Source organism: Pseudoalteromonas maris (genome assembly GCF_049257235.1).
Taxonomy (GTDB): domain Bacteria; phylum Pseudomonadota; class Gammaproteobacteria; order Enterobacterales; family Alteromonadaceae; genus Pseudoalteromonas.
Window position 1 is genome coordinate 89,834 of record NZ_JBMMUF010000009.1, and the last position, 23,152, is coordinate 112,985.

General features: G+C 38.3%; 22 protein-coding genes. 7 read left to right on the top strand and 15 right to left on the bottom strand.

Features of this window, described 5'->3' with window-relative positions; translation table 11 throughout:
• Window positions 1-116 precede the first annotated feature (116 nt).
• The 9 genes from AAEU32_RS12780 to AAEU32_RS12820 form a co-directional block, all read right to left on the bottom strand.
• On the bottom strand, window positions 117-2,054 hold the full coding sequence (locus tag AAEU32_RS12780; RefSeq protein WP_421970920.1) for a transglutaminase TgpA family protein: 1,938 nt from the start codon (window positions 2,052-2,054) through the stop codon (window positions 117-119).
• 1 nt (window position 2,055) lies between these two features.
• Window positions 2,056-3,033 (bottom strand): DUF58 domain-containing protein, encoded by a 978-nt coding sequence (locus tag AAEU32_RS12785; RefSeq protein WP_421970921.1) that lies wholly within the window; start codon window positions 3,031-3,033, stop codon window positions 2,056-2,058.
• 1 nt (window position 3,034) lies between these two features.
• Complete coding sequence (locus AAEU32_RS12790) at window positions 3,035-3,943, bottom strand: AAA family ATPase (protein ID WP_421970922.1); 909 nt, start codon at window positions 3,941-3,943, stop codon at window positions 3,035-3,037.
• A gap of 5 nt (window positions 3,944-3,948) precedes the next feature.
• Window positions 3,949-4,329, bottom strand: coding sequence for a response regulator (locus AAEU32_RS12795; RefSeq protein ID WP_421970923.1), 381 nt, complete (start codon window positions 4,327-4,329; stop codon window positions 3,949-3,951).
• A gap of 1,036 nt (window positions 4,330-5,365) precedes the next feature.
• Window positions 5,366-7,429 carry a hypothetical protein gene (locus tag AAEU32_RS12800; protein ID WP_421970924.1) on the bottom strand — a complete coding sequence of 688 codons (2,064 nt, stop codon included), beginning with the start codon at window positions 7,427-7,429 and terminating at the stop codon, window positions 5,366-5,368.
• A 2-nt stretch (window positions 7,430-7,431) separates the two neighbouring features.
• The gene (locus AAEU32_RS12805) at window positions 7,432-7,938 is read right to left on the bottom strand and encodes an ABC-three component system middle component 4 (RefSeq protein WP_421970925.1); all 507 of its coding nucleotides are present in this window, start codon (window positions 7,936-7,938) and stop codon (window positions 7,432-7,434) included.
• 1 nt (window position 7,939) lies between these two features.
• Window positions 7,940-9,163: an ABC-three component system protein gene (locus AAEU32_RS12810; RefSeq protein WP_421970926.1), complete on the bottom strand. Its 1,224-nt coding sequence runs from the start codon at window positions 9,161-9,163 to the stop codon at window positions 7,940-7,942.
• 14 nt (window positions 9,164-9,177) lie between these two features.
• Entirely contained in the window at window positions 9,178-9,315 is a 138-nt protein-coding gene (locus AAEU32_RS12815; RefSeq protein WP_421970927.1) for a hypothetical protein, read from the bottom strand.
• A gap of 87 nt (window positions 9,316-9,402) precedes the next feature.
• Entirely contained in the window at window positions 9,403-10,281 is an 879-nt protein-coding gene (locus AAEU32_RS12820; RefSeq protein WP_421970928.1) for a hypothetical protein, read from the bottom strand.
• 476 nt (window positions 10,282-10,757) lie between these two features.
• Here AAEU32_RS12820 and AAEU32_RS12825 point away from each other — a divergent pair, with 476 nt between their 5' ends.
• Genes AAEU32_RS12825 through AAEU32_RS12845 form a run of 5 tightly spaced genes read left to right on the top strand, consistent with a single transcriptional unit; the run spans window position 10,758 to window position 16,107 of the window.
• Window positions 10,758-11,435 (top strand): PDDEXK family nuclease, encoded by a 678-nt coding sequence (locus AAEU32_RS12825; RefSeq protein WP_421970929.1) that lies wholly within the window; start codon window positions 10,758-10,760, stop codon window positions 11,433-11,435.
• Window positions 11,423-11,881, top strand: a complete 459-nt coding sequence (locus AAEU32_RS12830) for a hypothetical protein (protein WP_421970930.1) — start codon at window positions 11,423-11,425, stop codon at window positions 11,879-11,881. The genes AAEU32_RS12825 and AAEU32_RS12830 overlap by 13 nt, the downstream gene beginning before the upstream one ends.
• A gap of 2 nt (window positions 11,882-11,883) precedes the next feature.
• Window positions 11,884-13,497 carry a hypothetical protein gene (locus AAEU32_RS12835; RefSeq protein ID WP_421970931.1) on the top strand — a complete coding sequence of 538 codons (1,614 nt, stop codon included), beginning with the start codon at window positions 11,884-11,886 and terminating at the stop codon, window positions 13,495-13,497.
• 2 nt (window positions 13,498-13,499) lie between these two features.
• A complete protein-coding gene (locus AAEU32_RS12840) occupies window positions 13,500-14,417 on the top strand; it encodes an ATP-binding protein (RefSeq protein WP_421970932.1) in 918 nt (305 codons plus the stop codon).
• On the top strand, window positions 14,410-16,107 hold the full coding sequence (locus tag AAEU32_RS12845; protein ID WP_421970933.1) for a TniQ family protein: 1,698 nt from the start codon (window positions 14,410-14,412) through the stop codon (window positions 16,105-16,107). The genes AAEU32_RS12840 and AAEU32_RS12845 overlap by 8 nt, the downstream gene beginning before the upstream one ends.
• A 240-nt stretch (window positions 16,108-16,347) precedes the next feature.
• On the opposite strand, the gene AAEU32_RS12850 is transcribed toward AAEU32_RS12845, so the two are convergent.
• From AAEU32_RS12850 to AAEU32_RS12875, 6 genes are all read right to left on the bottom strand, one after another.
• The gene (locus tag AAEU32_RS12850; RefSeq protein WP_421970934.1) at window positions 16,348-17,718 is read right to left on the bottom strand and encodes a serine hydrolase domain-containing protein; all 1,371 of its coding nucleotides are present in this window, start codon (window positions 17,716-17,718) and stop codon (window positions 16,348-16,350) included.
• A 126-nt stretch (window positions 17,719-17,844) separates the two neighbouring features.
• A complete protein-coding gene (locus AAEU32_RS12855; protein WP_421970935.1) occupies window positions 17,845-18,213 on the bottom strand; it encodes a hypothetical protein in 369 nt (122 codons plus the stop codon).
• A gap of 107 nt (window positions 18,214-18,320) precedes the next feature.
• Window positions 18,321-18,749, bottom strand: coding sequence for a hypothetical protein (locus AAEU32_RS12860; RefSeq protein WP_421970936.1), 429 nt, complete (start codon window positions 18,747-18,749; stop codon window positions 18,321-18,323).
• A 151-nt stretch (window positions 18,750-18,900) separates the two neighbouring features.
• Window positions 18,901-19,173, bottom strand: coding sequence for a hypothetical protein (locus AAEU32_RS12865; protein WP_421970937.1), 273 nt, complete (start codon window positions 19,171-19,173; stop codon window positions 18,901-18,903).
• A gap of 52 nt (window positions 19,174-19,225) precedes the next feature.
• Window positions 19,226-19,744, bottom strand: a complete 519-nt coding sequence (locus AAEU32_RS12870) for a YcxB family protein (protein WP_421970938.1) — start codon at window positions 19,742-19,744, stop codon at window positions 19,226-19,228.
• A gap of 518 nt (window positions 19,745-20,262) precedes the next feature.
• Entirely contained in the window at window positions 20,263-20,631 is a 369-nt protein-coding gene (locus tag AAEU32_RS12875; protein ID WP_421970939.1) for a hypothetical protein, read from the bottom strand.
• 239 nt (window positions 20,632-20,870) lie between these two features.
• On the opposite strand from AAEU32_RS12875, the gene AAEU32_RS12880 reads away from it, so the two are divergent.
• Both AAEU32_RS12880 and AAEU32_RS12885 read left to right on the top strand, forming a co-directional pair.
• Window positions 20,871-21,842 carry an integron integrase gene (locus AAEU32_RS12880; protein ID WP_421970940.1) on the top strand — a complete coding sequence of 324 codons (972 nt, stop codon included), beginning with the start codon at window positions 20,871-20,873 and terminating at the stop codon, window positions 21,840-21,842.
• A gap of 692 nt (window positions 21,843-22,534) precedes the next feature.
• Window positions 22,535-23,065 carry a hypothetical protein gene (locus tag AAEU32_RS12885; protein ID WP_421970941.1) on the top strand — a complete coding sequence of 177 codons (531 nt, stop codon included), beginning with the start codon at window positions 22,535-22,537 and terminating at the stop codon, window positions 23,063-23,065.
• Window positions 23,066-23,152 lie beyond the last annotated feature (87 nt).

Here is a 23,152-nt window from a genome sequence, read left to right on the forward strand (position 1 = left end):
TTTTTATCACACGCCTAAAATGAACACATCATACAATTTAGCAAATATATACTTCTCGACTACGGTGTTAATGGTAAGAGTGGGGTTGATCAACACACTAGTCTTGATACATAAAACTAACGTAGTGATTTAACTACTAGATTAACGCTTTTAGCTAATTCAGACTGTTGTTGTTTCTCAAGCTGTTGTTGTTGATACGCTTCTTCTACATACAACGTTTTTACGAGATGGATGTGCTGTGACAAATTCGGATGCTGTTTCGCTAAATAATCAAGCTGTTGTAATGGTGTTAGTTGATGGGCACTCAGTAAGCCTAGCTCCTCGGCTTTATCAAATAGTTTTTTCACCTGTATTGCGCTGAAGCTCATTATGATTTTGGGCTTGCGAGAGTGAATGATTAGCAACAGCAAGAGAATAAACCCGATACTCAGCACCACTATCACCATGCTATATTGAGCAAGTCGGTTGCCGAGCAAATCTTTAAGCATGGTGGATTGTTTTTCACGGTCAAAACCCAACACCCATTTAGTCCAGGTATAGTCCATTTCTTCGAGTTTTAATCTAAGCCATTGCAGACTCTCGAAACTGCCCAGTTGCAATAAACCAAAATCTAGATTGTCTAAAAACTCTTGTTGTAATTCTTGCACTTGCGATAATGAACCATTGAGACGCTCTGGTGCGACCACAGCGGTGGCATCAAAGCGTTGCCATTGCTCGCCATCATGATACTCGACCCATGCGTGAGCGTCATATTGATACACGGCAAGATAATTTTGCTTGGTAATTTGCTCACCACCGAGGTAGCCAGACACTAATCGAGCAGGGATCCCGGCGCTGCGCATAATGAACGCGCTGACACTGGCATAGTGACCGCAAAAGCCACGCTGTGTTTGCGTTAAGAAAATATCTAATGAGTCACTGCCAGTGATAGGTGTTGGCGTTAATGTGTAGCTAAATCCTTGCTCAGCGTAATATTGATACAGTGCACCAATAAACTCTTCAGTTGTGGAGGTTTGTAACTTTAATTTGCGCGCTAACTCACGCGAACGTGGATTACCTTGTTGTGGTAACGCGGTGTAGTAGTCGACCAATGTGTCGTTGAGTACTTTTGTCTGATAAAAACTATATTTAAGTGGATATTGAAAACTCGATGCTGTCATATTTTTTCTACGTAATAACCCATCTCGCAGGTTATGTACTTCATCGGAGTTACTTTCACCGTACCCTAAAGTATAAAGCCATCGGTTACTGGTCTTTTCTAGATATATCGTCGCGCTGTTCGTGCCTTGCGTTTGTTCTGATGGAAGCCTTAACCGCATGGGCTCATCACGCTTATTCCACGCTTTTCCGTCAAATTCCTCGTGTAATATTGCTCGCCAATAGTAAGGACCTTGGGAAGGTCCGTTTGGAAATTCAGCGCGAAAAACAAGTTCATCTGATTTTGCGAGGCTCGCGATATTAAAGGGGTCCACTTTTTCATTTAACCCTGTTTTGGCCGAACTTGCGCCAGGTAATTTCCAAAATGCGGGGAGTTTTGGCACGAATACCAGCATAATGGCAGCGAGCGGTAGTGCCACAAGTAAGGATTGAAACGCCTTAACAAACGCAACGCGTGATTTTTTTACGCCACTTAATGCTGCCAGTGCAGCGGTGAGGCCAATGAAAAACAATGCAACAGCAACGCTTGCATACAGTGATTGCTTAAATAGGAATACGGTTGATATACAAAAGAAGGTTAATACTGCGACGTTTTTTAGAGTATGAGCGGTTCTAGCTTGCAATAATTTTAAAATACTCGCTTGCAAGAGCATGGTCACGAACAAAAGTACGTTTTGCTTGAGGGTCACTGTGATAAACAACACTGCAAGTAAGGCAGCTGCAAGTAAGTTTATCACCAAGGGCCCGGGGCGCTGTGTTCTTTCCGTAGCCAACAGTAAGTTCCATAAACACAAAAGCAGTAAAACACTGAGCAGCATGGTTGGAAATTCGTCGCTGATAAGCGCCAAAATGCCAATGTAGATTAGACTCAGAATGATACTCGCAAAATTGACCATATCAGCTGGCACCTTGATTGAACGTAGCGAGCGCGCGTAATAACTTTTGATAGTGTGTCGCGCTGTTTTCTTGCCCAAATGATGCTGTTGGTAAGCGCATAGCCAAAGGTGTCTGGCTATTTTTTGCCATTTCAACCGAGTAAGCCATCATGCATAGTGCTTGTTCTGTATTCGTTTGGAACTGAGCAAAATCGAGAATGCGCGATTGATTCGATTCTGTTACAAACTCTTTAACGAGGGTCTGTTCACGTTTGGCGTAATGTTTCCAAGATATACGTCGATAATCAACAAAATGCTTTTGCTCTTTAAGCCCATCAAATTCATCATTACCTGATTGCACATGTTTACTTTGCGCTGCATTGTCTTCATCGCTGTCGTGCACTGCGAGTGATTGCGAATGGTTGAGCGGTGAAGGGTAAACAAAGTAGGGCGCGTTGGTATCGAGGTAGCTCCACACTTGTGCAAGACCAAAAGGAAAAGTGGAGGAAATTTTCATGCGCTGTGCGTTGTATTTACCTCTTTTATCATTATGACAGGTGATGACTACATCACTCATTACATCATCTGCATAGTCCACCAACACACAGGTCCCTTGCCAGTTAATCTTTATTGCATGGCTGGTTCGATATTCATTTTTAACCCGCAGCTTCATTGCCGAAGGTTGGTTTGAAAAACAATCTGGGATATCAACGAATTCAATGGTCAATCCCTTCATATTTACATAGGCCTGAATAAGCGACATTAACACCAACACCAGCATTAAGTAGGCGCAAACATGGATGAGGTTGTTTTGATAATTGGTCGCAAGCAAGAAATTGAGCACAGCAATCAGCAAGAAAAACATCCCAAGCTTGGATGGCAGAACATACAAAGTACTGTGATCTAGAGTGATTCGCTTCTTTTTGTGTTTATTGCGAAGTAACAGCGCCTCAATATAACTAGTCAGTGGAGCCATCGCCTTGTGAACAAAGGCAAACATATTACAAGGGCACCTTTACCCGTCGTAATATATCGTCACATAAATTTGCTTGGCTATATGAATCATGCGGATTGATACGATGTTCACAAATGCTGGTAAATACAGCTTGTACATCTTCAGGCATAACAAAGTCTCTGCCTTCGATAAACGCCCATGCTTTGGCTCCTTGAGCCAATGCAATACTCGCACGCGGTGACAGAGGATGGGCAATATCTTTATCGTGGCGAGTGATTGTTACTAACGCCAAAATGTAATCAACAACCGTGTTGGCAATTGTGATTTGGTCCACTTGGCTTTGCATTTTTTTGAGCACGTCACAGGTAACTATGGCCGGTTTATCTTCATCTCTTTGTGGCCGAATACCTTTAATAAGCAACTTTTCTGCATCAGCTGGCGGAAAACCAAGGCTTAACCGCATGAAAAAACGGTCTAATTGCGATTCTGGTAACGCGAATGTGCCAGATTGGTGCTGTGGGTTTTGCGTTGCAATGACAAAAAAAGGAGTAGGGAGCATGTAACGTTCAGAATCGATACTCACACAGCCTTCTTCCATTGCTTCGAGAAGCGCACTTTGAGTTTTTGGGCCAGCTCGGTTTATTTCATCGGCCAGTACAACTTGACTGAATATGGGGCCTTTGTGAAAAGAAAATTGCTGTTCTTTGGTATTGAAGATGCTTGCACCGAGAATATCTGCTGGGAGTAAATCACTGGTGAACTGAATTCGTTGGTAGCTCATGCCTAATGCTTGCGCTAAACCATGAGAAAGTGTTGTTTTTCCCATGCCGGGCAAGTCTTCTAACAACAAGTGGCCTCGAGCAAGCATGGCACATAACGCCAATTTAATTTGTTGTTCTTTACCAAAAATAACGTCTGCAAGACCAAGCGTTAATTGCGTTAATTTTTCTCTCATGTGATTTAACTAAGCTCCAATCGCTTCATAACCATATCAACCTTATTGGCGTTAAAAGGTTTGCTGATGTATTCCTGTGCACCGAATTCCCAATTATGTTCTACGTTTTCAAAGGAATTGTGATCAGCGCAAAGAATAATTTGGCTATGAGGATTGGCTTCACTTAAATAACTAACAATGTCACAACCATCAGAATCTGGAAGTGCAACGTCAACAAAAATCACGCGGGGTTCGATTTGTTTAATGATAGGTGTAGCATCACTGATATCAGTGGTCTCACAGATCTGGTCATAACCGAGCTCTGTAAGAATTGTACTCAAGGAGCGTCGCATCGACTTATCATCATCGATAATAAGAATGGGCTCTAAAGGACGAACAAATTCCATAATGCATCTTTTTATTCGTGTTTTGATTAATACTATGCGATAAATTGTGATTGCTCAATATGTAAGACTCTTTAATACAAGTAGTTAGGCATGTAGTACGCAAAATGTTGTTATCAATTCACACGTAATCAGTATAAGTGCCAAACATTACATGAAGATCATAATGCACGTTGAAAATGTCCGATACCGTCTAGTATTGGACATAAAGTGCATTATAGAATCACCATATAGTTAATATCTTATAATTTATGTTATGTTAAATTAACTATTAATATAGATAAAGCGGCTCCATGGTTAGACAGAATGATGGTGATTCTCATGAGAACTCAGAATGACCTCTTATTCTTAAATTGGCTTTGCATTCTGAGATGTGACTTTATTGTTTATTTTATGTTGCAGCTGGGATTTACCCAAAGGCAAACTCCTCAGCCTCGGCTTTTTAGCCCTGAAATGAATTTGTCACCAAACTGATTCTTCACTTTTGCCGGTCAGCCAGCCTTGAGAACAGCTCCAAAGCCAGAAAAACAAAGCTCCGTGAACATAGAACAGCTAGTGTGAGTATTTTGATTCAAATATCAAAATAAATCACCAAGACATTCGGACGATATTCCTCTTGCACTACCGACATTCGAAGATTCCCCTGGCTCAGTATTCGTTACGATATATTCAACTAAATACCTGCCTATTTACATCTTCTTCAAATCTGTAATTGGGAGTCTTAGTCACTTTTGACAAACAAATTTTAATTTCGTTGAGTTTTGATTCATCTCTTCGACTTTAAACTTCTGCCATTAATGCTTTTCTACAAATTCATTGCTTTTAAATCAGAGATTGCAGGTTTCTTATCGAGTGAATTAGACAACGTTTGATATCCCAAATGCATTTGATTTAATTTCACTCATATAAATTGCCCTAAATTCCAACCTTCACATCTAATGCCACTTTCATCTTCCAGTGTGACTAAAGGCGTTAGCTTGAAGCGTTCCCTCTTCGAGTGAAGCCATACATCCAACCTAATCTAGAAACTTGCTAACTCTTACTCTTCCATATTATTTCGAATTCCAGAAGAGATATCTCCTTTATTATCCTCTAGGTTTATAGTTACTTCTTCAGCTTCAACATCATAGTTTACTTCAGCATCATCAATGAAACCTACAGGTAGACCATTCTCTCTTTCCGAGCTGAAATGTGCCACGATAAACCCTTCAAAATCACTTATAATATGGCTAGGAACATCATTATCGACAAGTATAAATTGGCATGTTTCACCTGAGTTTTCATATTCTTCGGCAAGATTAATTATGTGCTGAAATATGTTCTGATATTTTGTTGGATCAGACACACCCTCATTTAAATCTGAGGTGACTGATGTCTCTTCCGCATACTTACTTTTTGTCTTACCTAAATATTTACCAACAGTATCAATCATTAGAAAAGATGGATAACTCATTTGTCGAGATAAAGCTTCTGCCATAAATGAACAGAGGTAACCTATACAAATAATTGTTCTCAACCCTCCAGATGTAATATTTTGGTAATCGACGCCCCTAACAACAGGGAAGAACTTATTGCGGGTGAGCAAAATCCCCGTAGGGTCTTTGATCCTAATAAAGTCTAAGTAATCTTTTAAGCTATCTCCCATACTGCTGAGTATTTCATCCATAGAAGGAGCCTTCTTTTCTAGCTCCTCTAACTGCGTTTTCAACCTTTCGATATCCTTATCTAAGGATAATTTCTTTTTATTTAATAAGTTATGCTGATTTCTAATTTTTAATCGTGAAACTAATTCAGCTCTTTTTTGCTCTAATCTTCCAAGCTCAATAACAAAAGTATCTCTTTCGGAAATATAAGGCGAAACAATGTCTTTAGTGTGTATTTCAATTACACTCCTTGCTTTGTTCCTTTGTGAAACTAACTCAATTAGATTAGCCTTAGAAATTTCCCATTGCTTACGGCTTTCATTTATTAAATTTTCTGTATCCCTAACACGTCTTTTCAGGGAGTTAACTTCATGTTTGACTTTTTCTGCTTCAGGGATTTCAAATCTTTGCTTAGCTACTTCAATTTCAAGTGTATTGTCACAAACTGGACACAATGAAACTTCTTGGTCTATTTCGCCAATAACTTTTCGAGCAGAAACCGAGGCATTGAATTTAGATATATCCGTCAAGTAATCATTTTTAAGGCGAGTGAATCTTTCTATCTTGTCTGCAAGCTGGGAAATTTCATTTTGTTTACATTGTAAGTCGATTTCTATTTCTTCTAACGCAGATTTAGCTGCTTGATATATATCATCGTCTCCAATCGCACGTTCATTCAGCGATTTAATCTGCTCTTTTAAGTCAGAAATGTCTGAGTCAACTTTCGTAACCGTGTTATCTAGCCCGGCAAAGCTTCCAAAACCAGACTCTCTAAGAAACTCAGAAACACTGTTGAATTTTCGCTCAATCTCACTTCGTTCAGATGACTTGGATGATATTTCTTGGCTTAACTCAGCTGTTTGACTGTCTAATGTATTAAATAAGTATTTGAATACTTCCGCTACTTTACTCTCTAAGAAATAATCACCTCTATGCAAAAACCTTTTACTACCTAAATCGTCCTGATCTACGTAACAAAATTTAAAAATGTCGCGAAAGCTTAGTCTGCTCAAGCCAGAGTTATCTTTGGTTGGTGCATCTTTGATTTTTATATTTGTGAGATTAAGAGCGGACAAGAGAAAATCTGAGAAAAATTCGTATTCTTCCTGTTCTTTTAACTTCTTAAAATTAGGGATATATTTTTTACAAGCGAATTCTTCAACTTTAGCATATTCGCACGGATAAACTTCTATCAACGCCGATGGGTTAAATATATCTCGTTTTATAGTGTACCTATCTTCATTGAGGTAGACATCTAAGACTGCATAACGCGCCACTGCCTCTATTTCTGGATAGGTATCAAATTTTTTAGCTCCCAGCAGATAATTTATAAGATTCAATATACTGGACTTTCCTGTTGCAATATCACCATAAATGATATTCACACCCGGATTAAAATTAACTGTATAGTTTTTTCTTCGACCAACAACAACTAATTGATTTATAAGAATGCTACTCACGTTCAGATTCCCTTCTTAATAACTTGGTTTAATGTTTGGTTTATCTTATTTTCTGATAGTGATTGCACGTCATATAAACTCTGACAAATCAATCGAATGTTATAAAAGTAGTCATCAGTAAGCTTAGCCGCAGCCTCTACACCTAGTGAAGTTAACTTATAAAAAAAACCGCCCTTCTTTTTATAAATAATTTCTAATAATTTATTGGCGACTAAAATTGTTAACAGTGCTTTAACTGACTCCCGATCAAACAATGCATCAAAATTCGGAGCTAATGTATTAACAGAAAATGTATCCTGATAGTCCAGTATTACAGAAGATTTTCCTAAACTATTTAAAAACTGATTACAGACAACAGGGTTTTGAACCAAATACAGGTAGGCATGAAGTTTTCCATTATTGAGAGTTAATTTGCCTCTTTTTGTCTGGCATAAACTTTCAACAATTATAATTACAGTTGCTAAATTAGCGTGGATATCCAACTCAGGTTCAAGGAAAGGTAATGCCATTTTATTTGTTTTCCATGTCAATTGACTTGCTTTCAGTCCACCATATATCTAGTTCTTTTTCATTGGCTAGTTGATGCAGCATTCCTTTCTTATGGTAATTTTTTAAAGTCGGTATCAAGCTTTTTAGTAATCTAGAGTCTTCATCTGAAATTTTTTCATATACTTCACTTAAAAGAAGGCCTGAATTTATTTTATCATTTGCTAAAAATTTACAGTAACTATCTTTATATAATTGACGGATGTTTACAAATAACTCTTCTAGCTTTTGCTTATCATACCTAGACTTAAACAACTTTCTTACATACTCAGCATTAAAATAAAGCTCTTTAGCGGTTTCCTGAGTATCTAAATGTATATCCCCAATTATTAGCTTTATTACAAAAAGCTGGTCATCAAAACTACTTTCTTCAGTGTTTAACTTTTGATAGCCAGCGTCATTTAGCTTTACGTAAGTTCTAGTTTCTTCAATAAAAGGTATAACGGCATTTACAACAATACAGCTTGAACTTTCTGGTTTTGCAATGGATGTGTGATCTCGCGCCACCGAGATTATATCTTTCTCTTGATCGTCTATAGCGACTGCACTTGCTTTACTGACCAGCTCATCATAACTTCCTCTAAAATACTTAGTCCTAGGCTTATTTGACAAGTTTATCCATTCTTGATTTAGCCAACCAATGAAGTCGCATACAGGCCTTAAATTATCAACCTGTAAATTAGAGCTAAATAACCTCCCTATCGAAGCAGCTTCAGCACCCATATGAGGAACGGCTAAGGAAATGAACAATTTTACTTTTGTTTCACCACTTGATTTCAATTCATCAATAATCATTGATTTAGTAACCAACCCTCCCATGCTATGGGCAATAACATATATATTGTCATATTGAGATAATGTAAATCGAAGGTGATTACTTAAATTGCTCGAAAGTTCTTTAATATCTAGGTTTTTTTCTTTTGTATGAGTCTTACCGCGAAGGAAGTTCTTAAATTTACGAAATTTCTCTTTAGCAGCAGCTAATTTGTTAGTGAGACTAGTAAAATAGCTATAGGATGCAATATCGAAGTTTGCAGCAATAGTTTCATTTTGGCTGAGCAACGTTGGGAATGTAGAACCATTATCATTTCTCCATGTGTGTTCTACATCGCCTGTAAAACCATGAATAAACAATATTAAATTGCGGCAATTTTCTCTTTGTTGTGTAAAAATAAAATCCTGTTCCATTAATTACAACATCCTTATTTATTGTTTAGAAAAAGCACCAATGGTTCATCATACTCTATTTGATATTCTCGGTAAGAGCAAACCTTTGCGGTGGCTAAAATAGCCCCGATGATGACACCAACTAATCCAATAAGGGCCGCTTCTAGTTTCATTTTTAATATTCCTATTCAAACTTAAGCACCTTGCTACAACTAGGTGCGTTGCTTCAAGGTGCCCGGTAATAAAATTGAACATCAAATTCAGGTTGAATATTCCCTAAACATCCAACTTAAATTATCTTGGTTGGCGGGTATTAGTTCTGTCTTGTTTAAAGACAGTAATCTTTGACCAGGACTTCGAACTATAGACTCTGGTAAAAAATCACCGTATACAAATTCAGGTAAATAGTTTTCTATTTGTTTATAGACAGCGTAAGCATTATCAACGGGCACAAAAGAAATCTGGTACTCTTTTCCCTTGGTGCTGATAAAGACTATAAACTCATTGCCCCGTATCATCCCTAAATTTAGTTGCTCATACTCTGTTAGATTGCTGATAAACTGGTGAATAGAACACACTTTTGCATTTCTCAATGCTGATTTTGCTTCATCGTAAAGAACTTCCCAATCACTCGCTTGATACGATGATTTTGGACATAGCTGCTGACTTTTGTTGAAAGTAGCCAGAAATGTTTGCCAATTGGGTAATAACGGTTTGAATGAGTGGCTTTTAACCATGCATGCGGCTTGAAGTGGCGGCAAATCTCTTAACTGATATGGCAGGCGCTTGACTGAATAAAGCAAGTGATTAGGATTTGCCAACAGTGACATATGCTGCACGATGGATATGATTTCGAATTCTCTTGATGTATTCCCCATATTCATTTCGCTGTCGTCGAATAGATCAAAATGGTCATTTTGATATTCAACTAGAAATGCCAGGTAACTATCACGGCCAGCGCCTGGTCTACCCTCTAAAGCAAAAGCATAAATGTTTCGTATGGACTCTTCCATATCAACTGCATCGCGTATGATTTGAATTATTGTATCTTTAGAGCCGTAGGTGGTTCGGGGAAGTTTTTGTCTTACGACAGTTGAATTGGTGTTAGCTAACACCAGCTCGATTGCTGATATGTTCATATTTTTTCCTTAGCACATTGGCACGTAGCCAAAGCATTATTAAGTAAAATTGTGTTGTGCCATCAGTGCTCTGAAAAACACCAGCTCAAAATATCAACATTTATCAAATGTGGGCAAGATTAAATTTACTTCCAATTAATATCCACTGTTTGCTGACGAAACTAGTAGTTTTACAACCCTCTCTTATGCTCCTCTTGCTTGGTGGGGAAGCTAAATCCAAAAAAATGTAAGAAAATTACAAAAAAATAATTCTATTTATAATTCAATTATATAGCGGGTTTACCCATATCCGGTATGTAAATATCGAAATTTCATCCGCGTTAAAAACTTCCGGTTTTTCATACCTCTATCCCCTACTTCATCACAATGACAGTTCATTTAATTATTAGTATATTATGTTGTTGAAAAATATAGGAATTTGATCAAATTAATTTCTTTGCTATTCGTTTATTAAATCAAATTTTTTGGTAGCAGAGATGAATAAAGGAACACAAAGCCAGCACTTAAAAGCAAAACCTTCGAGTACGTCTTCGTGGTGGGCGAACTTGAGTTTCATTCCTAACTTAAAATCAGACGGCCCAGATATGCTACGTGCTGAGAGCTCGTTAGAAACATTGTTTGTTTTAAAGTTACTCATTGATCCGCAAGTTAAATACGTCACAACAGCGTGTACTTCAAAATACATAGTGCGCTTGGGTTGTCGATATACAGACGATGTTGAATACACTCTAGCTGATCCTACCTTGTATTGTACTGAAGTCAAACAGTCTTCGGAGCTTGAAAAATCACAAATAAGAGACAAATTAGCGATAGTTGCTGATGAACTAAACACTGAGCAATGCTGCTTCGAAATTAAAACTGAGCATGACATTTGTCCCGGAGATTCTACAGCGAATATTTTGCGATTTTTCAGACATTACCATAATTACTTTCCTGAAGATGAACTTGTAGAAGTAGAAAAAGTAGCTGAGCTGCTCAGTGCAAACAAGGGTGTACCGTTGTTGCTTTTAATTGATTCATTACGTGATAACGGGATTTCCTACCCCGGTCAAAAAGTGTGGTTCCTACTCGCACACAAGCGTTTGCATGTATCTGATGAATCAAAATTCATTAATAGCAATACGTTTATTTGGAGCTCATCATGTTCAAAATAAATAGCAAATTCATTTTAGACGACACTCTTGTTTCAGTGACTTACTCAAGCTCTTGTTATTCAGTATTTAGAGATGTGAAACACGGAACAGAGTGCGGATATAACAATTATCAGCTTCAGCGCCTTCACAAAAAGGGATTACTTAAACCCATGGTTTTTTCTGAAATAGACGAAGAGTTAGCAAGAGCTACATATGCTTTCTTAGCTGAATCGCAAAAGCGTGAGCTTAATATGAAAATAGCGCTGGTTAATCAATTCATAGCAGAACCAATCAAAGCAGGTGAAGAGGCAAACCAATTGATAAGTGAAACGCTTAAGCTAATCGGAGAGGATTGTTGTGTTGGAGAATCAACAGTACGCGGCTGGGTTACTAAATACAGAAAAAGTGATGGAAATGTATTTAGTCTATTAGACGGACGCAGAAAAAAACCTAACTTCGCGAGCTAATCATGACCGTTGAGCAAACACACAAGCAAATCTTGCTAGAGCAACAAAAACAGTTATTCAGAGAAATTGTACGCCAATATATTGCGGTTTCAAGCCCACTCAATAACACACAAGCACATGAGCGACTAGTTTCCCTACACTTAGAGAGAGGGCTCGATGGTCAACCCGTTTCATATTCGACATTTTGTCGCTGGTTAAAAGAAGATATTGACTCAGCATACTTAGCTAGACGGCAAGATGGACGCGTTGCAGGTAAAGTTGCTACGCAAACAAAAATAAAGTCAGATGAGATATTCACATTCATGTCGAATGTGCAAATTGATTGCTTACATGCGCCGATTTTTCTAGTCGATGACACTAACTACAGAGCGCTTGATAAAGTTCCGATTGAGTATCTTTCGTATGAGCCTATCACCACCGCCATCTTAGCTAATACCACTAATTATGAGAGCGGCTCAGAGCGCAGCGACTATTTAATAGAGCATTTCAAATCCATCTTCTTGGGTAAACCTGATTTACACATTGAAGTTGGTTACTCTAAACCGTGGTATGCGATGGGCCTCGTTATATCGCTCATTTTAGACGGAGCAAGTGCAAATAAAAGTAAAGATGTTCATATGTTCTTACGCAAATGGTTTGTCATTGCACACATGGCAAAAACCCAGGAAGGGAAACAAAAATCTAGGGTCGAGAGTCTGAATGACTGGTTTAAAGATAATGTATTGAACGCTTTACCTGGTCATTTTAATGACCGACTCGCTTTAAATCTAAGAGATACTATTAATGCCCGTGCCCAAGCAGCTCTGACAATTCGTGAATATCACATAATAAAATCCAGAGTTTTATTGGATTATTTGTATGGTAAACACACAGACAGCAAAACTGGTGAAACATTCTCACGTGAAGATGAGTGGAACCGCCAATGTGCTTACAATCCCCCGCCATTCGTTCAAGACGTTGAAGAGTTATGTTTATTCAGTGGTCTCAGAGAGCATCGAACTATTAACGCCAGCGATGGCATTGTTCTTACTCGAAGCGGCAAACGATATTGGTATAACAGCACAGAACTTCAAGCGATGAGACGACACCTCAAGAGAACCATGGGTAAGCATTTTAATGGTGAAGTTAGCGTTACGTACTCGCTCATAAATGAGTATTTCATATGGATACTTCACCCACAGACAAAGGCTATGCTAAAAGTTCCGATGGTGACTCCACCGAAACAATTACCGCGCAACTCAGAGAAAGAAGAATTTCTTGAACAGCTAAGACAAGTCGATGCATCTATTGATTTAACTCGTATGAGTAACGATGAAATTATAAAACATGCGCTCACTCGCAAAAGAAAAATACGCGAATTTGAGAACAACAATAAAAAAGCAGCTAAAAAGAATGCCGAATCGACTCAAGATGCTACTGAGAAAGAAATGAAAAAAGCCAATAGCTACAAAGAGATGCAGCGAAACATGGCAATTGAAGCTGTAAATACACACATTCATGAAACTAAGCACGAAGCACAGGCTAATGAGCAAAAAGATGATGAAACAACATTAAACAATAATGAAGAGAATTTTGGCGGGTGGGTCGATAACTTGAACTACGGTGATGGTGAATAAAGATGGTCACAAATATAGATAGAATAAACAGCTTTCTCGATAACTTAATTATCCACCCAAAGTTCAAGCAATGTCTTGAGTCTACATTGAATTGCGTAAATGCGGTTACAACTGGTCCGTATGGCATATGTATCTTTTGTCAGCCAGGCACGGGAAAAACCAAGCTGGGAGATTACTTAACCCTACAATTAAACAAATCATGTATTCAAACTCGTGAATGTAAACAAATCAAGGCGATAAAAATAGATTTGGAGGAAGGCGCGTTAGCAACTGATGTTAAGAGAAGCATCATCTATCAAATTACCGGTGATTATCCGAGCGGTTACACAAAGCAGGTTTTAAATAATTACCTAAAGCAACAACTAAAAGTTGCGAATGTGAAGATTATTATTATTGATGAGTTTCATCATTTGCTCAGAGGTGAAAAGAGAATAGATCAAAAAGTGGGTCAGTTTATAAAGTCACTTATCGACAAATACAATGTTGCTGTTCTTCTGCTTGGTATCCCACGCGCTCAAAAAATTCTTGAATTAGACACTGAGTTAAATTCACGTGTTATACAAGGTGGTATGTTAGAGCTCTTCAATTGCAAGAACGACAATTCAAGAGCTTATTTTCAGAAGTTTTTAAGAGAATATAGCGCTAAATGTCCAGTTCCGATTATTGATCTATCTACTGACAACATGGCTTACAGAATGGAACTTGCAACGGGCGGTGATTTACGACGAATTCGACAACTATTCCAGCACATGCTGCTTCATATCGATGAGGGTGAAGAAATTACAATTGCTCATCTAGATGTGGCTCACCGACAACTAAACAAAGCTAATGGTAACTATGACTCAAACAACCAAGTTATTTGGCCATTTTCAAGCGAAGTAACATTACAGCAAGTAAAACAAGCGCTGGTCTATGAATAGTACCTTCCAACTTACCTATGCCCCTGAACCTAAGAGTGACGAGTCGTTACGTGGGTACTTTGAGCGCTTAAACCATATCAATGGCATGAAAGGAGCTCAGAACCTCTGTGATAAACTCAGAACGACTTACCTACCGCAGCAGGCCCGTCCATTTTCAAAGAAGTATAATAATTATTTTATTAATCTAGCCCCAGCACTGAGAATGAAGCCTGAGGAGCTGGCTGGTTATTTTTATAACCAAAGTAATATTAACTATTTTAGAGAAATCAACTTAACAAACACCGCCCACCTCTACCATAAGGACTTTAGATTCTGCCCTTTATGCCTTGCTGATGATTTATACATGAAGCATCTGTGGGATATCTCTTTAGTAACTGCGTGCCCTATCCATCAATGTAATTTGCAATCAGAGTGCCCTCATTGCCATGAAAAACTTAAGTGGAATACATGGAAACTTAACGAATGCAGAAAGTGTGGAGAGTCATTGACTGTAACACCCATAGTGACTCAATGCGACAAGTACAGCATGATGGTTTCGAGATTGTTTTTAGAAGCTAACAACAATAAGTATATAGAGGCTTTACTCTTAGCTACCCAGCGAATGCATCGAGCGTTCGATAATATGCTCTCGACACCGAAGCTAGAAACTTACGCTATGAGTCGAATACAGCAGTTAGTGCATTTGGGGTTAGGTCTGCTACACAGCTCTTCATTTCGTCACAGTTACTTTGTTGAGTTAAAACATAGAAAAGCGACTTACCGTGATATCTCTATTGAATCAGTTCTAGAGCCATGGGCCAATTTTAATAGTGTTTGCCAGTTTCAATATGATGACTCGTTGCCAGAAATAAGTTTTTTCACCAGAGATATCGAAGCTTTTGATGAAGGTATAAGTACTTCCCGTTTAACAACTTATAAAAAGCAAAATGAATTATCTTTATCTCATCAAATATCAGCAAATCGCCTTGCGAGTCTGATTGGTTTAGACTTGGACTCTATTAATAGTCTTGTAGAACATAATGTTTTAGTGCCCTTAACGGTTGCACGTAAAGGTAGAAGCCCTATATTCGATATGAATGCTTTAGCAGAACAATTTTGTGAGCTAGAAATACACCAAGTATCAAGTTCAGAAGAGTTAATACACTTTCATGAGCTTAATCGTGTTTTGCTATTGTTCACAGCTAGTCATCGTTATATCTATGAGTTAATTCTCAATGGCAAACTCAAACTATATTGCCCAGGTGAACATCGACAGCTAAAACATTGTTATCTGAATGAACAAGATTTGTATAAAGCGCTTCAAGCTCAACTCTACGAACATGAGCAGAGTGTTACTGGCACAGCTTTAGCCTCCATATTTTTCTCTCATCTTACTCTCATCAAGCGCCTTGAAGCAGTGAATTTATTCGAAGCCAATCACTGGTCAAATGAATATTCAGTTGAAGGGCATGAATTCCATAAATTTATAAATAAATACATTTGCCTTAATCGTGTTTCATATTTTGCAAATGTGCCTGAAAATACATTGTTAGATGGACTTAAAATGTTAAGGATTGAGCCAATTTTTCAGGAATCTTTTAGAGGCAAACAATTAATTTTACTATCTGATTCTCAATCTATAAGGCTGAAACTGTACAAGTTCATCGAGAATCTGAAAGGCCGTCTGATTGATAAATATATTGGGTTTTAAGGCAGGCACTAAGGTCCCTATAACTTTAAACTCACAATAGTGAAAATAAACACTGTATTGTAGGTTCTGCCTACATAATAATGATTTTTTGCACTATTAATGGTAACTCACTATTGGACAGAAATGAGTTAGAGCCGAAGGACGGCTGTGTATAAGAGGTAGATCTAAGTAACGCCCGCATTTGCGGCAAATTGGAGCGCCGCGGAAATTTGTCCGAAACATGCGCTTGTTAAGTTGCGACTATTTTAAATTAACAATATAGTTAGTTGGATGAAAAAGGCTCTGGTAATCTGGTTTCATTGCAACGGATTTTTGAAAAGCGTTTAACGCCTCTTTATGATATCCAGAACTAAAATAGCCTAGCGCAAGGCCATCATAAACCTCTGGCACTTCGGGAAAGTTTTTAGTTAAATACTCAAAAAAGAAGATTGATTCTTCAGGTTTTCCAGCACTAATTAAATTTCTACCCAAATCCGTCAACACTCGACCAATAAAAGTTTCGTATCCTTCAGCTTTATATCTAGGCTTAAACTCTTCATTAAACCTTTTCTTGCCAATTTTCTTGTACAATTTATAGGCGAAAGTCGTAGGGGGAGCACGAGGTACTTCAATTTCACCCTCATGCATTAACCCCATGATTCGAGCAGAGATCTCTTCCGCTACTAAACCGTCAGTGTTAGCAAGTACGAAAACCCATATCCCACTTACGAAATTTATTTCTACTGCGGTGCTTACACCTTTACCCCCACCAAATGCAACCCATTGTGAATTATCTTTTTGTAAGTTTTTAAAAAAGGCCAATGAAGATTTGGATAAAAGTTTCCCATTAAAAAGTTGTTGATAGAACAACATTAAGTCTGTAGCAGAATAAAAACCTCCTCCGGCTGGACCTTTATGCTCTCTTTGATCCTCCTCAACTAGAACTTGCTGACCGTCATAATTGAAATGATAAAGTTCAGCCATAACCTTTGGCATTACTCCAGTAGTTTCAAGAGAAGTGGCACGCACTTTAGACATAATCATTGTTTCAGCAAGCGCCCAATAGTCTTTGTTGTAGGCTTTCTCCAGAATTGCACCAAGAAGAACATAGCCCATATTTGAATACCGCCGGTCACGGCCTGGTTCAAACAATAGATTTGCATCATTCACCAACGTAATTGTCTTTGCAATAGTGTCGTAAAGGCGAAAGTTTGTCCGGTATTCAGCATTAAAAATATCAGGAATGCCTGATGTATGTTGCAATAAATGGATAACTTTAACCTTGTTTGAAATATCACTTGGAAGATCTGAAACGTATTTGGCTAACGGTTCATCAAGCCCGATTAAACCGTCATCAACTGCTTGCAACACTAAAACAGCGGTTAAATCTTTTTGAATTGAACCTATATCAAATAGCGTATCTGCTTGATTTTTTATACCTTGATCTAAGTTAGCGTAACCTACGGATGATTCGAAAATTTTGTCTTGATGTTTAAATACAAGCACGTTTCCTGAGAACCAGCCAAGCTCTTCATATTGTTTAACTAATTTTTGAATATTACTAGCCTGACTTCCATAGGTAGAGGCTGAGAATATAAACAAGAAAATGGTAAATAAAGCTATCCTTAACACAAGAACTCCTTACGCAGACTTATACAGCAACTTAACGCCCCGCTAAGGGGCTGATAATAGCTTGCTAAATTTGTGAAGCGAAGCGGAACCGAGCAAGCTGTTAGCAGTCCCGTCTTAAGCGACTTGTTAGGTGCCGCGTACTCGAATGTATACAAAAGTAATCAATGCGAACATAGTAATCAATATACCTGATAATGGCCAATAAGCCATCCATTGAACAGGTAAGCCAGAAGGATCTTGAGGTAATAACCAAAGACTAGAAATAACCACTAAAGATAAGGTTGCACCTATATAACCAGCATGAACAACTTTTACTACAGGTTTAGCTAATACAGAAAATAATGCCCAAACAATATATGGAGCAGAATAAAGCATCGCACCACCAACTAAAACAATTAATGTGGAATATAAATCTGATTTTCTCACAAGTACCGAAAGAATAGCCAAAACTACACTAAGTAAAATTGGTACTGCGAAATAAAATTTCATGATCATACTAGATAGGCACCTAACGCCCTTGTTAATGGGCAAAATTTAGTTGGCTATAATCTTGAGCGGAGTGAAATCAGCCAACTGAATTTTGTCCACTATTCAACAGCTTGTTATGTGCCTGTGTGCTGTTTTAACCAAGTATTGTATTTTCTTTTATTTTTGTATTTTACTTCTAACATATCAGCAGAAATCATTGCCTGGCCAAGTGTAGCTAACGCTTGGCCACGTCTATTTATGCTTATAGATTCATCATCACCTTGATCATGGTGTTTAACCAAATTTCTAGCGCTATTTCTAACTTTTCGAAATTTTCCCCTAGATATTTGTTGATGACCTTCCGCAGCTAAATCGTAGTTAATTAGCTCATGAATTAAGTTAAAAGGGTTTTTACCAAGCTTTGCATCAGCTAAGCCAGTGAAAACCTCCTCAGCCGCACCAGCTAGAGTTAAGCAAGAGATATATCTACCTCTAATTAGCATATCTATTGCATCTTCTAATTGTTCTTTAGCTAAATTTATTTTTTTACTATGGTTAGCCAATTTGAACCTCACAACCGAACGATTGAATAGACACATAACACCCTAATTTGGCGGCACAAACGCGTGGGCTATACTGCGAAGCAGAGCCCGCGTGTTTGTGTCCCCAACATTTGATTGTTATGTGCCACGAACTCAACACAAAGAAAGTACTTTAAACTTTCCCCCAGTCTTCGAGTGTTTCGTCGAAGTTCTCTGCTACACCCTGCGCATGGATGTTGAAGCAAGAATAACCATATCCATTCGTCAATATTTCATCACGGTTTGCATTCATAAAATGGCCATTTGTAGAAACAAGCATTCCATTCTTTGCGCCATATCCATTTATCAATGCATCAAACTCAAAAGCTTCTCCGCCAATTAAAGTAGTAAATGGAGACTCAATTGAAAGATTATATTTAGTTCGCAGCTTTTCTATATTAGTCATCGGTTACTCTGGCACATAACGCCCGCGTAATAAGCGCGAGCTTGCGAGCGTCCTAATTGACGCGTTTGTTATGTGCATTTTGCCAGTGCTCTATTGACAGTGATACAAACTCATTAAAGCTTTCTTTGGTCTCGAAACTACGAACTGGCACTATATGGAACAGGTAACCCGATATCTGAAAAAGCAAATATGAACCTGCGACTTTCACTTTGGTTATGCCAGCCCATTTGCTAAGACCCTCGTTAGCAGAGGTTTTTTCATGGAGCCCTTCGTCTGTTAGCGTATATTCATGATGCCCAAGAATTCCATTTTTTGTGGATGACATAAGTAAAATTGAAATCATCGAGAAGACCACGCCAAATAGCATACCGAAAAGGCCACCACCAAAAGAACCAATTGTGATAGCGATCCAGTTGTTCTGAGTTTGGGGAACACCATTTTTCCAGCAGATAAATCCAAACACAAATACAGCAATGACTAAAATAGTTAAGTAGGTGGACCTTAGCCTTGGCAAGATTGCCAAATTAAAACGAACCAAATCCGATTTACTGATGTTGGTAGTAACTCTCATAGTTCTCCTTGCACATAACGCCTCAATATGGGGCGTAAAAAGCTTGGCTAAAATTAGCGAAGAATGAGCGCCAGCCAAGCTTCTTACGTCCCATCCATAATTGACTTGTTAGTTTACTTTACCTGAACTTAGAACCACATTTATGACATGATTTAGGTCTAATTTCTACTCCTTCACCGCCTAATGCAAATGGAACCGAATTGCATTTTGGACACCTGTAATACAACCAGATACCAACATTAAAGGTTAACACTCCGATTAATGCTCCATAAAAAGGATTTAGGAACTCAATGCCAAAATATTGCAGTATAAAACCACTCGAAAAGAATCCCACAGTTAATAGCAATATGACATAAAACCGTTTCTGGACTGATTTAAATTGCTCAGATACATCATCCATAATTGAGGGTTACTCCAAGTAAACTAACGCCCCGCTAAGGGGCTGATAATAGCTTGCTAAATTTGTGAAGCGAAGCGGAACCGAGCAAGCTGTTAGCAGTCCCGTCTTAAGCGACTTGTTAGGTGCCGCGTACTCGAATGTATACAAAAGTAATCAATGCGAACATAGTAATCAATATACCTGATAATGGCCAATAAGCCATCCATTGAACAGGTAAGCCAGAAGGATCTTGAGGTAATAACCAAAGACTAGAAATAACCACTAAAGATAAGGTTGCACCTATATAACCAGCATGAACAACTTTTACTACAGGTTTAGCTAATACAGAAAATAATGCCCAAACAATATATGGAGCAGAATAAAGCATCGCACCACCAACTAAAACAATTAATGTGGAATATAAATCTGATTTTCTCACAAGTACCGAAAGAATAGCCAAAACTACACTAAGTAAAATTGGTACTGCGAAATAAAATTTCATGACCATACTAGATAGGCACCTAACAATTTAATAGTGCGCAAATCGCGCATATTTCTGATTTTCGATCGCGCACTTTTCTGAATGGGTTAGTTTTAACAAAGTTGATAACTAGTTGCCAGCGTTCTCAAAAATATATGTTGTTAATTATTTGAGAAAGATAAAAGTGCGCAATTTGCGCATTTTCTTGAATATGGGGGAAACTTCACTATAACTGTATATATGTACAGCCCTTGAAGAGGGGTTTTATGAAAACACGTTCGCCGTTTTTGAACTCTATTGCTGATTACATGTTAAGTCGGCATTATTCGCTTAGAACCGTTGAAACCTATTTAAAATGGATAAGTTCTTATATTCATTTTCATGGTAAGCGTCACCCGGCCTCAATGGGAGATAACGAGGTGACAACTTATTTGGATCATATAGTACTCAAAGGTAATGTATCACCTCGGACTCAAGCAACTGCATTGAATGCATTAGTCTTTCTATACAAACACATAATTCAGAATGAACTTTCGTTAAATTTGGATTTTGTTCGGTCTAAAAAACAGCCCAAATTACCCGTGGTGATGACGCCAGATGAAGTAAAGCAACTAATGAGTTATTTATCCAAACGATATTACCTAATTGCAGGGTTAATGTACGGTAGTGGTTTGCGGGTTATGGAAGCTGTGCAACTCAGAACAAAGGACATTGATTTTGACTATAAATGTATTCAAGTCTGGAATGGAAAAGGCAACAAGCATCGAATTGTTACACTCGCTACTGAGTTGATCCCATTGCTTAGGAATCAAATTATTCAGGTGGAAGAGTATCTAAAGTTGGATTTACAAAATGAGCAATATGCAGGTGTCTGGATGCCAAATGCGTTAGCTCGTAAATATCCATCGGCTAACAAGTCACTGGCTTGGCAATATTTATTCCCGTCTTATAAATTAAGCGGCGATCCAGAGACAGGCGAGATAAGGCGTCATCATTTTCATCATACTTGTGTTAGAAAGGCGGTAAAAAAGGCGCTTAAGAAGACTAATATTACTAAGCTTATAACGCCTCATACCTTCCGCCATTCTTTTGCTACACACTTGTTACAAAGTGGGGCGGATATAAGAACTGTGCAAGCTCAGTTAGGTCATTCAGATGTTAAAACCACTCAGATTTATACTCATGTTTTACAGCAAGGCGCAAACGGTGTTGTTAGCCCTTTGAGCAAAATCTTCTAGCTTGTTTTGGGGCATAAATGAGTTAGCGGAATGTTCGCTTAGTAGACTAAAGCCAATAACACTGGATGACGGCGACCATCTCTTAAACGCGGATAGCTTTCAATCAAATAAATTCTGTATCTATTCATCAAAACAGCAAAACCAAATATGAGCAAGTTAAGCTAAACACTTAGCAAAATTTTAAACTGCGGCGAATGGTTTGTTATATTTTTTGTTCTACTAAATCTTTTTTCACAAGATTTTAGTGACACTTCCGAGATTTTAGTGACACTTCCGAGATTTTAGTGACACTTCCGAGATTTTAGTGACACTTCCGAGTATTACTTCGATGTTCGTGCTTTACTTAGATTTTGCCTTAAGGAGAGCACGATGTCCGCAGCTCAAGCCCTCGAAAACCGAATAAGAAACCGCTGTAATAATGTCGTATTCTATGTGCCATTGATCATAGAACCGCCGTTTGCATTCATTATAAACCGATTGCTAAGTACGCTATCTACCATAGCAGAAGGTGGCATGGTGGAGGTATTGTATATAGATACTTGCTCCATTACAGGTATTCCTACTGTGCAATTGATGCTACCACCCTCGGTTAGCAATGCTATGGTGGACTCGTTATTTGATGAAACTCAGATATTGCTGCACCGCGCCGCAAGGTTGGACAGCATTCATTCCTCACAGAGGGAGGCCTTCTAATGAACATTTTGTTTCTGTGTACCTCCAACCTCAATCGGAGCAAGACTGCTGAAAAACATTTTGCAACTAAAGAACCGCATATTCATTTTCGATCAGCAGGTTTGAGCAAAAAAGAATGTCAGCGCAACGGCACCATACTCTGTACCGAAGAAATGCTGGTTTGGGCCGACCTTATCTATGTAATGGAAGCAGAACATATTCGCCGAATTGAGGAGTACACAGGCACGAAATATCTAGATAAAATATTAAACCTCGACATTCCGGATGTTTACCAATATTTCGACCACGAGCTGGTTGAGCAATTAGATGCTCGCCGTAATGCAATGGAGTTCGAGGAATTGTTTACGCGTATCGAAGCACCATCATCTCATGCATCTACCTTACGTTTATTTCAGGTCAGTGGAAAGGAGCTTGCTAAAACGTTTAAGCCAGACGGCATATACAACGTACAAAAGGATACCGAAGCTCCGAATATTCATCCGACTAACAGCAGTCTAACCCAGGATAAGCCGGATAAAGAAAGCCAGTGATATGTGACCCATCTACATTTGAAGGATGTTAATAACGTCTATTCTGAAATATGTGTCAGTAAAATTTATTGATTATGAAATAAGGGC

Bases quoted from the DNA above. Each gene is read 5' to 3' on its own strand.
- AAEU32_RS12780 (WP_421970920.1), bottom strand. From the start codon at position 2,054: ATGGTCAATTTTGCGAGTATCATTCTGAGTCTAATCTACATTGGCATT.
- AAEU32_RS12785 (WP_421970921.1), bottom strand. From the start codon at position 3,033: ATGTTTGCCTTTGTTCACAAGGCGATGGCTCCACTGACTAGTTATATT.
- AAEU32_RS12790 (WP_421970922.1), bottom strand. From the start codon at position 3,943: ATGAGAGAAAAATTAACGCAATTAACGCTTGGTCTTGCAGACGTTATT.
- AAEU32_RS12795 (WP_421970923.1), bottom strand. From the start codon at position 4,329: ATGGAATTTGTTCGTCCTTTAGAGCCCATTCTTATTATCGATGATGAT.
- AAEU32_RS12805 (WP_421970925.1), bottom strand. From the start codon at position 7,938: ATGGCATTACCTTTCCTTGAACCTGAGTTGGATATCCACGCTAATTTA.
- AAEU32_RS12810 (WP_421970926.1), bottom strand. From the start codon at position 9,163: ATGGAACAGGATTTTATTTTTACACAACAAAGAGAAAATTGCCGCAAT.
- AAEU32_RS12815 (WP_421970927.1), bottom strand. From the start codon at position 9,315: ATGAAACTAGAAGCGGCCCTTATTGGATTAGTTGGTGTCATCATCGGG.
- AAEU32_RS12820 (WP_421970928.1), bottom strand. From the start codon at position 10,281: ATGAACATATCAGCAATCGAGCTGGTGTTAGCTAACACCAATTCAACT.
- AAEU32_RS12825 (WP_421970929.1), top strand. From the start codon at position 10,758: ATGAATAAAGGAACACAAAGCCAGCACTTAAAAGCAAAACCTTCGAGT.
- AAEU32_RS12830 (WP_421970930.1), top strand. From the start codon at position 11,423: ATGTTCAAAATAAATAGCAAATTCATTTTAGACGACACTCTTGTTTCA.
- AAEU32_RS12835 (WP_421970931.1), top strand. From the start codon at position 11,884: ATGACCGTTGAGCAAACACACAAGCAAATCTTGCTAGAGCAACAAAAA.
- AAEU32_RS12840 (WP_421970932.1), top strand. From the start codon at position 13,500: ATGGTCACAAATATAGATAGAATAAACAGCTTTCTCGATAACTTAATT.
- AAEU32_RS12845 (WP_421970933.1), top strand. From the start codon at position 14,410: ATGAATAGTACCTTCCAACTTACCTATGCCCCTGAACCTAAGAGTGAC.
- AAEU32_RS12855 (WP_421970935.1), bottom strand. From the start codon at position 18,213: ATGATCATGAAATTTTATTTCGCAGTACCAATTTTACTTAGTGTAGTT.
- AAEU32_RS12865 (WP_421970937.1), bottom strand. From the start codon at position 19,173: ATGACTAATATAGAAAAGCTGCGAACTAAATATAATCTTTCAATTGAG.
- AAEU32_RS12870 (WP_421970938.1), bottom strand. From the start codon at position 19,744: ATGAGAGTTACTACCAACATCAGTAAATCGGATTTGGTTCGTTTTAAT.
- AAEU32_RS12875 (WP_421970939.1), bottom strand. From the start codon at position 20,631: ATGGTCATGAAATTTTATTTCGCAGTACCAATTTTACTTAGTGTAGTT.
- AAEU32_RS12880 (WP_421970940.1), top strand. From the start codon at position 20,871: ATGAAAACACGTTCGCCGTTTTTGAACTCTATTGCTGATTACATGTTA.
- AAEU32_RS12885 (WP_421970941.1), top strand. From the start codon at position 22,535: ATGAACATTTTGTTTCTGTGTACCTCCAACCTCAATCGGAGCAAGACT.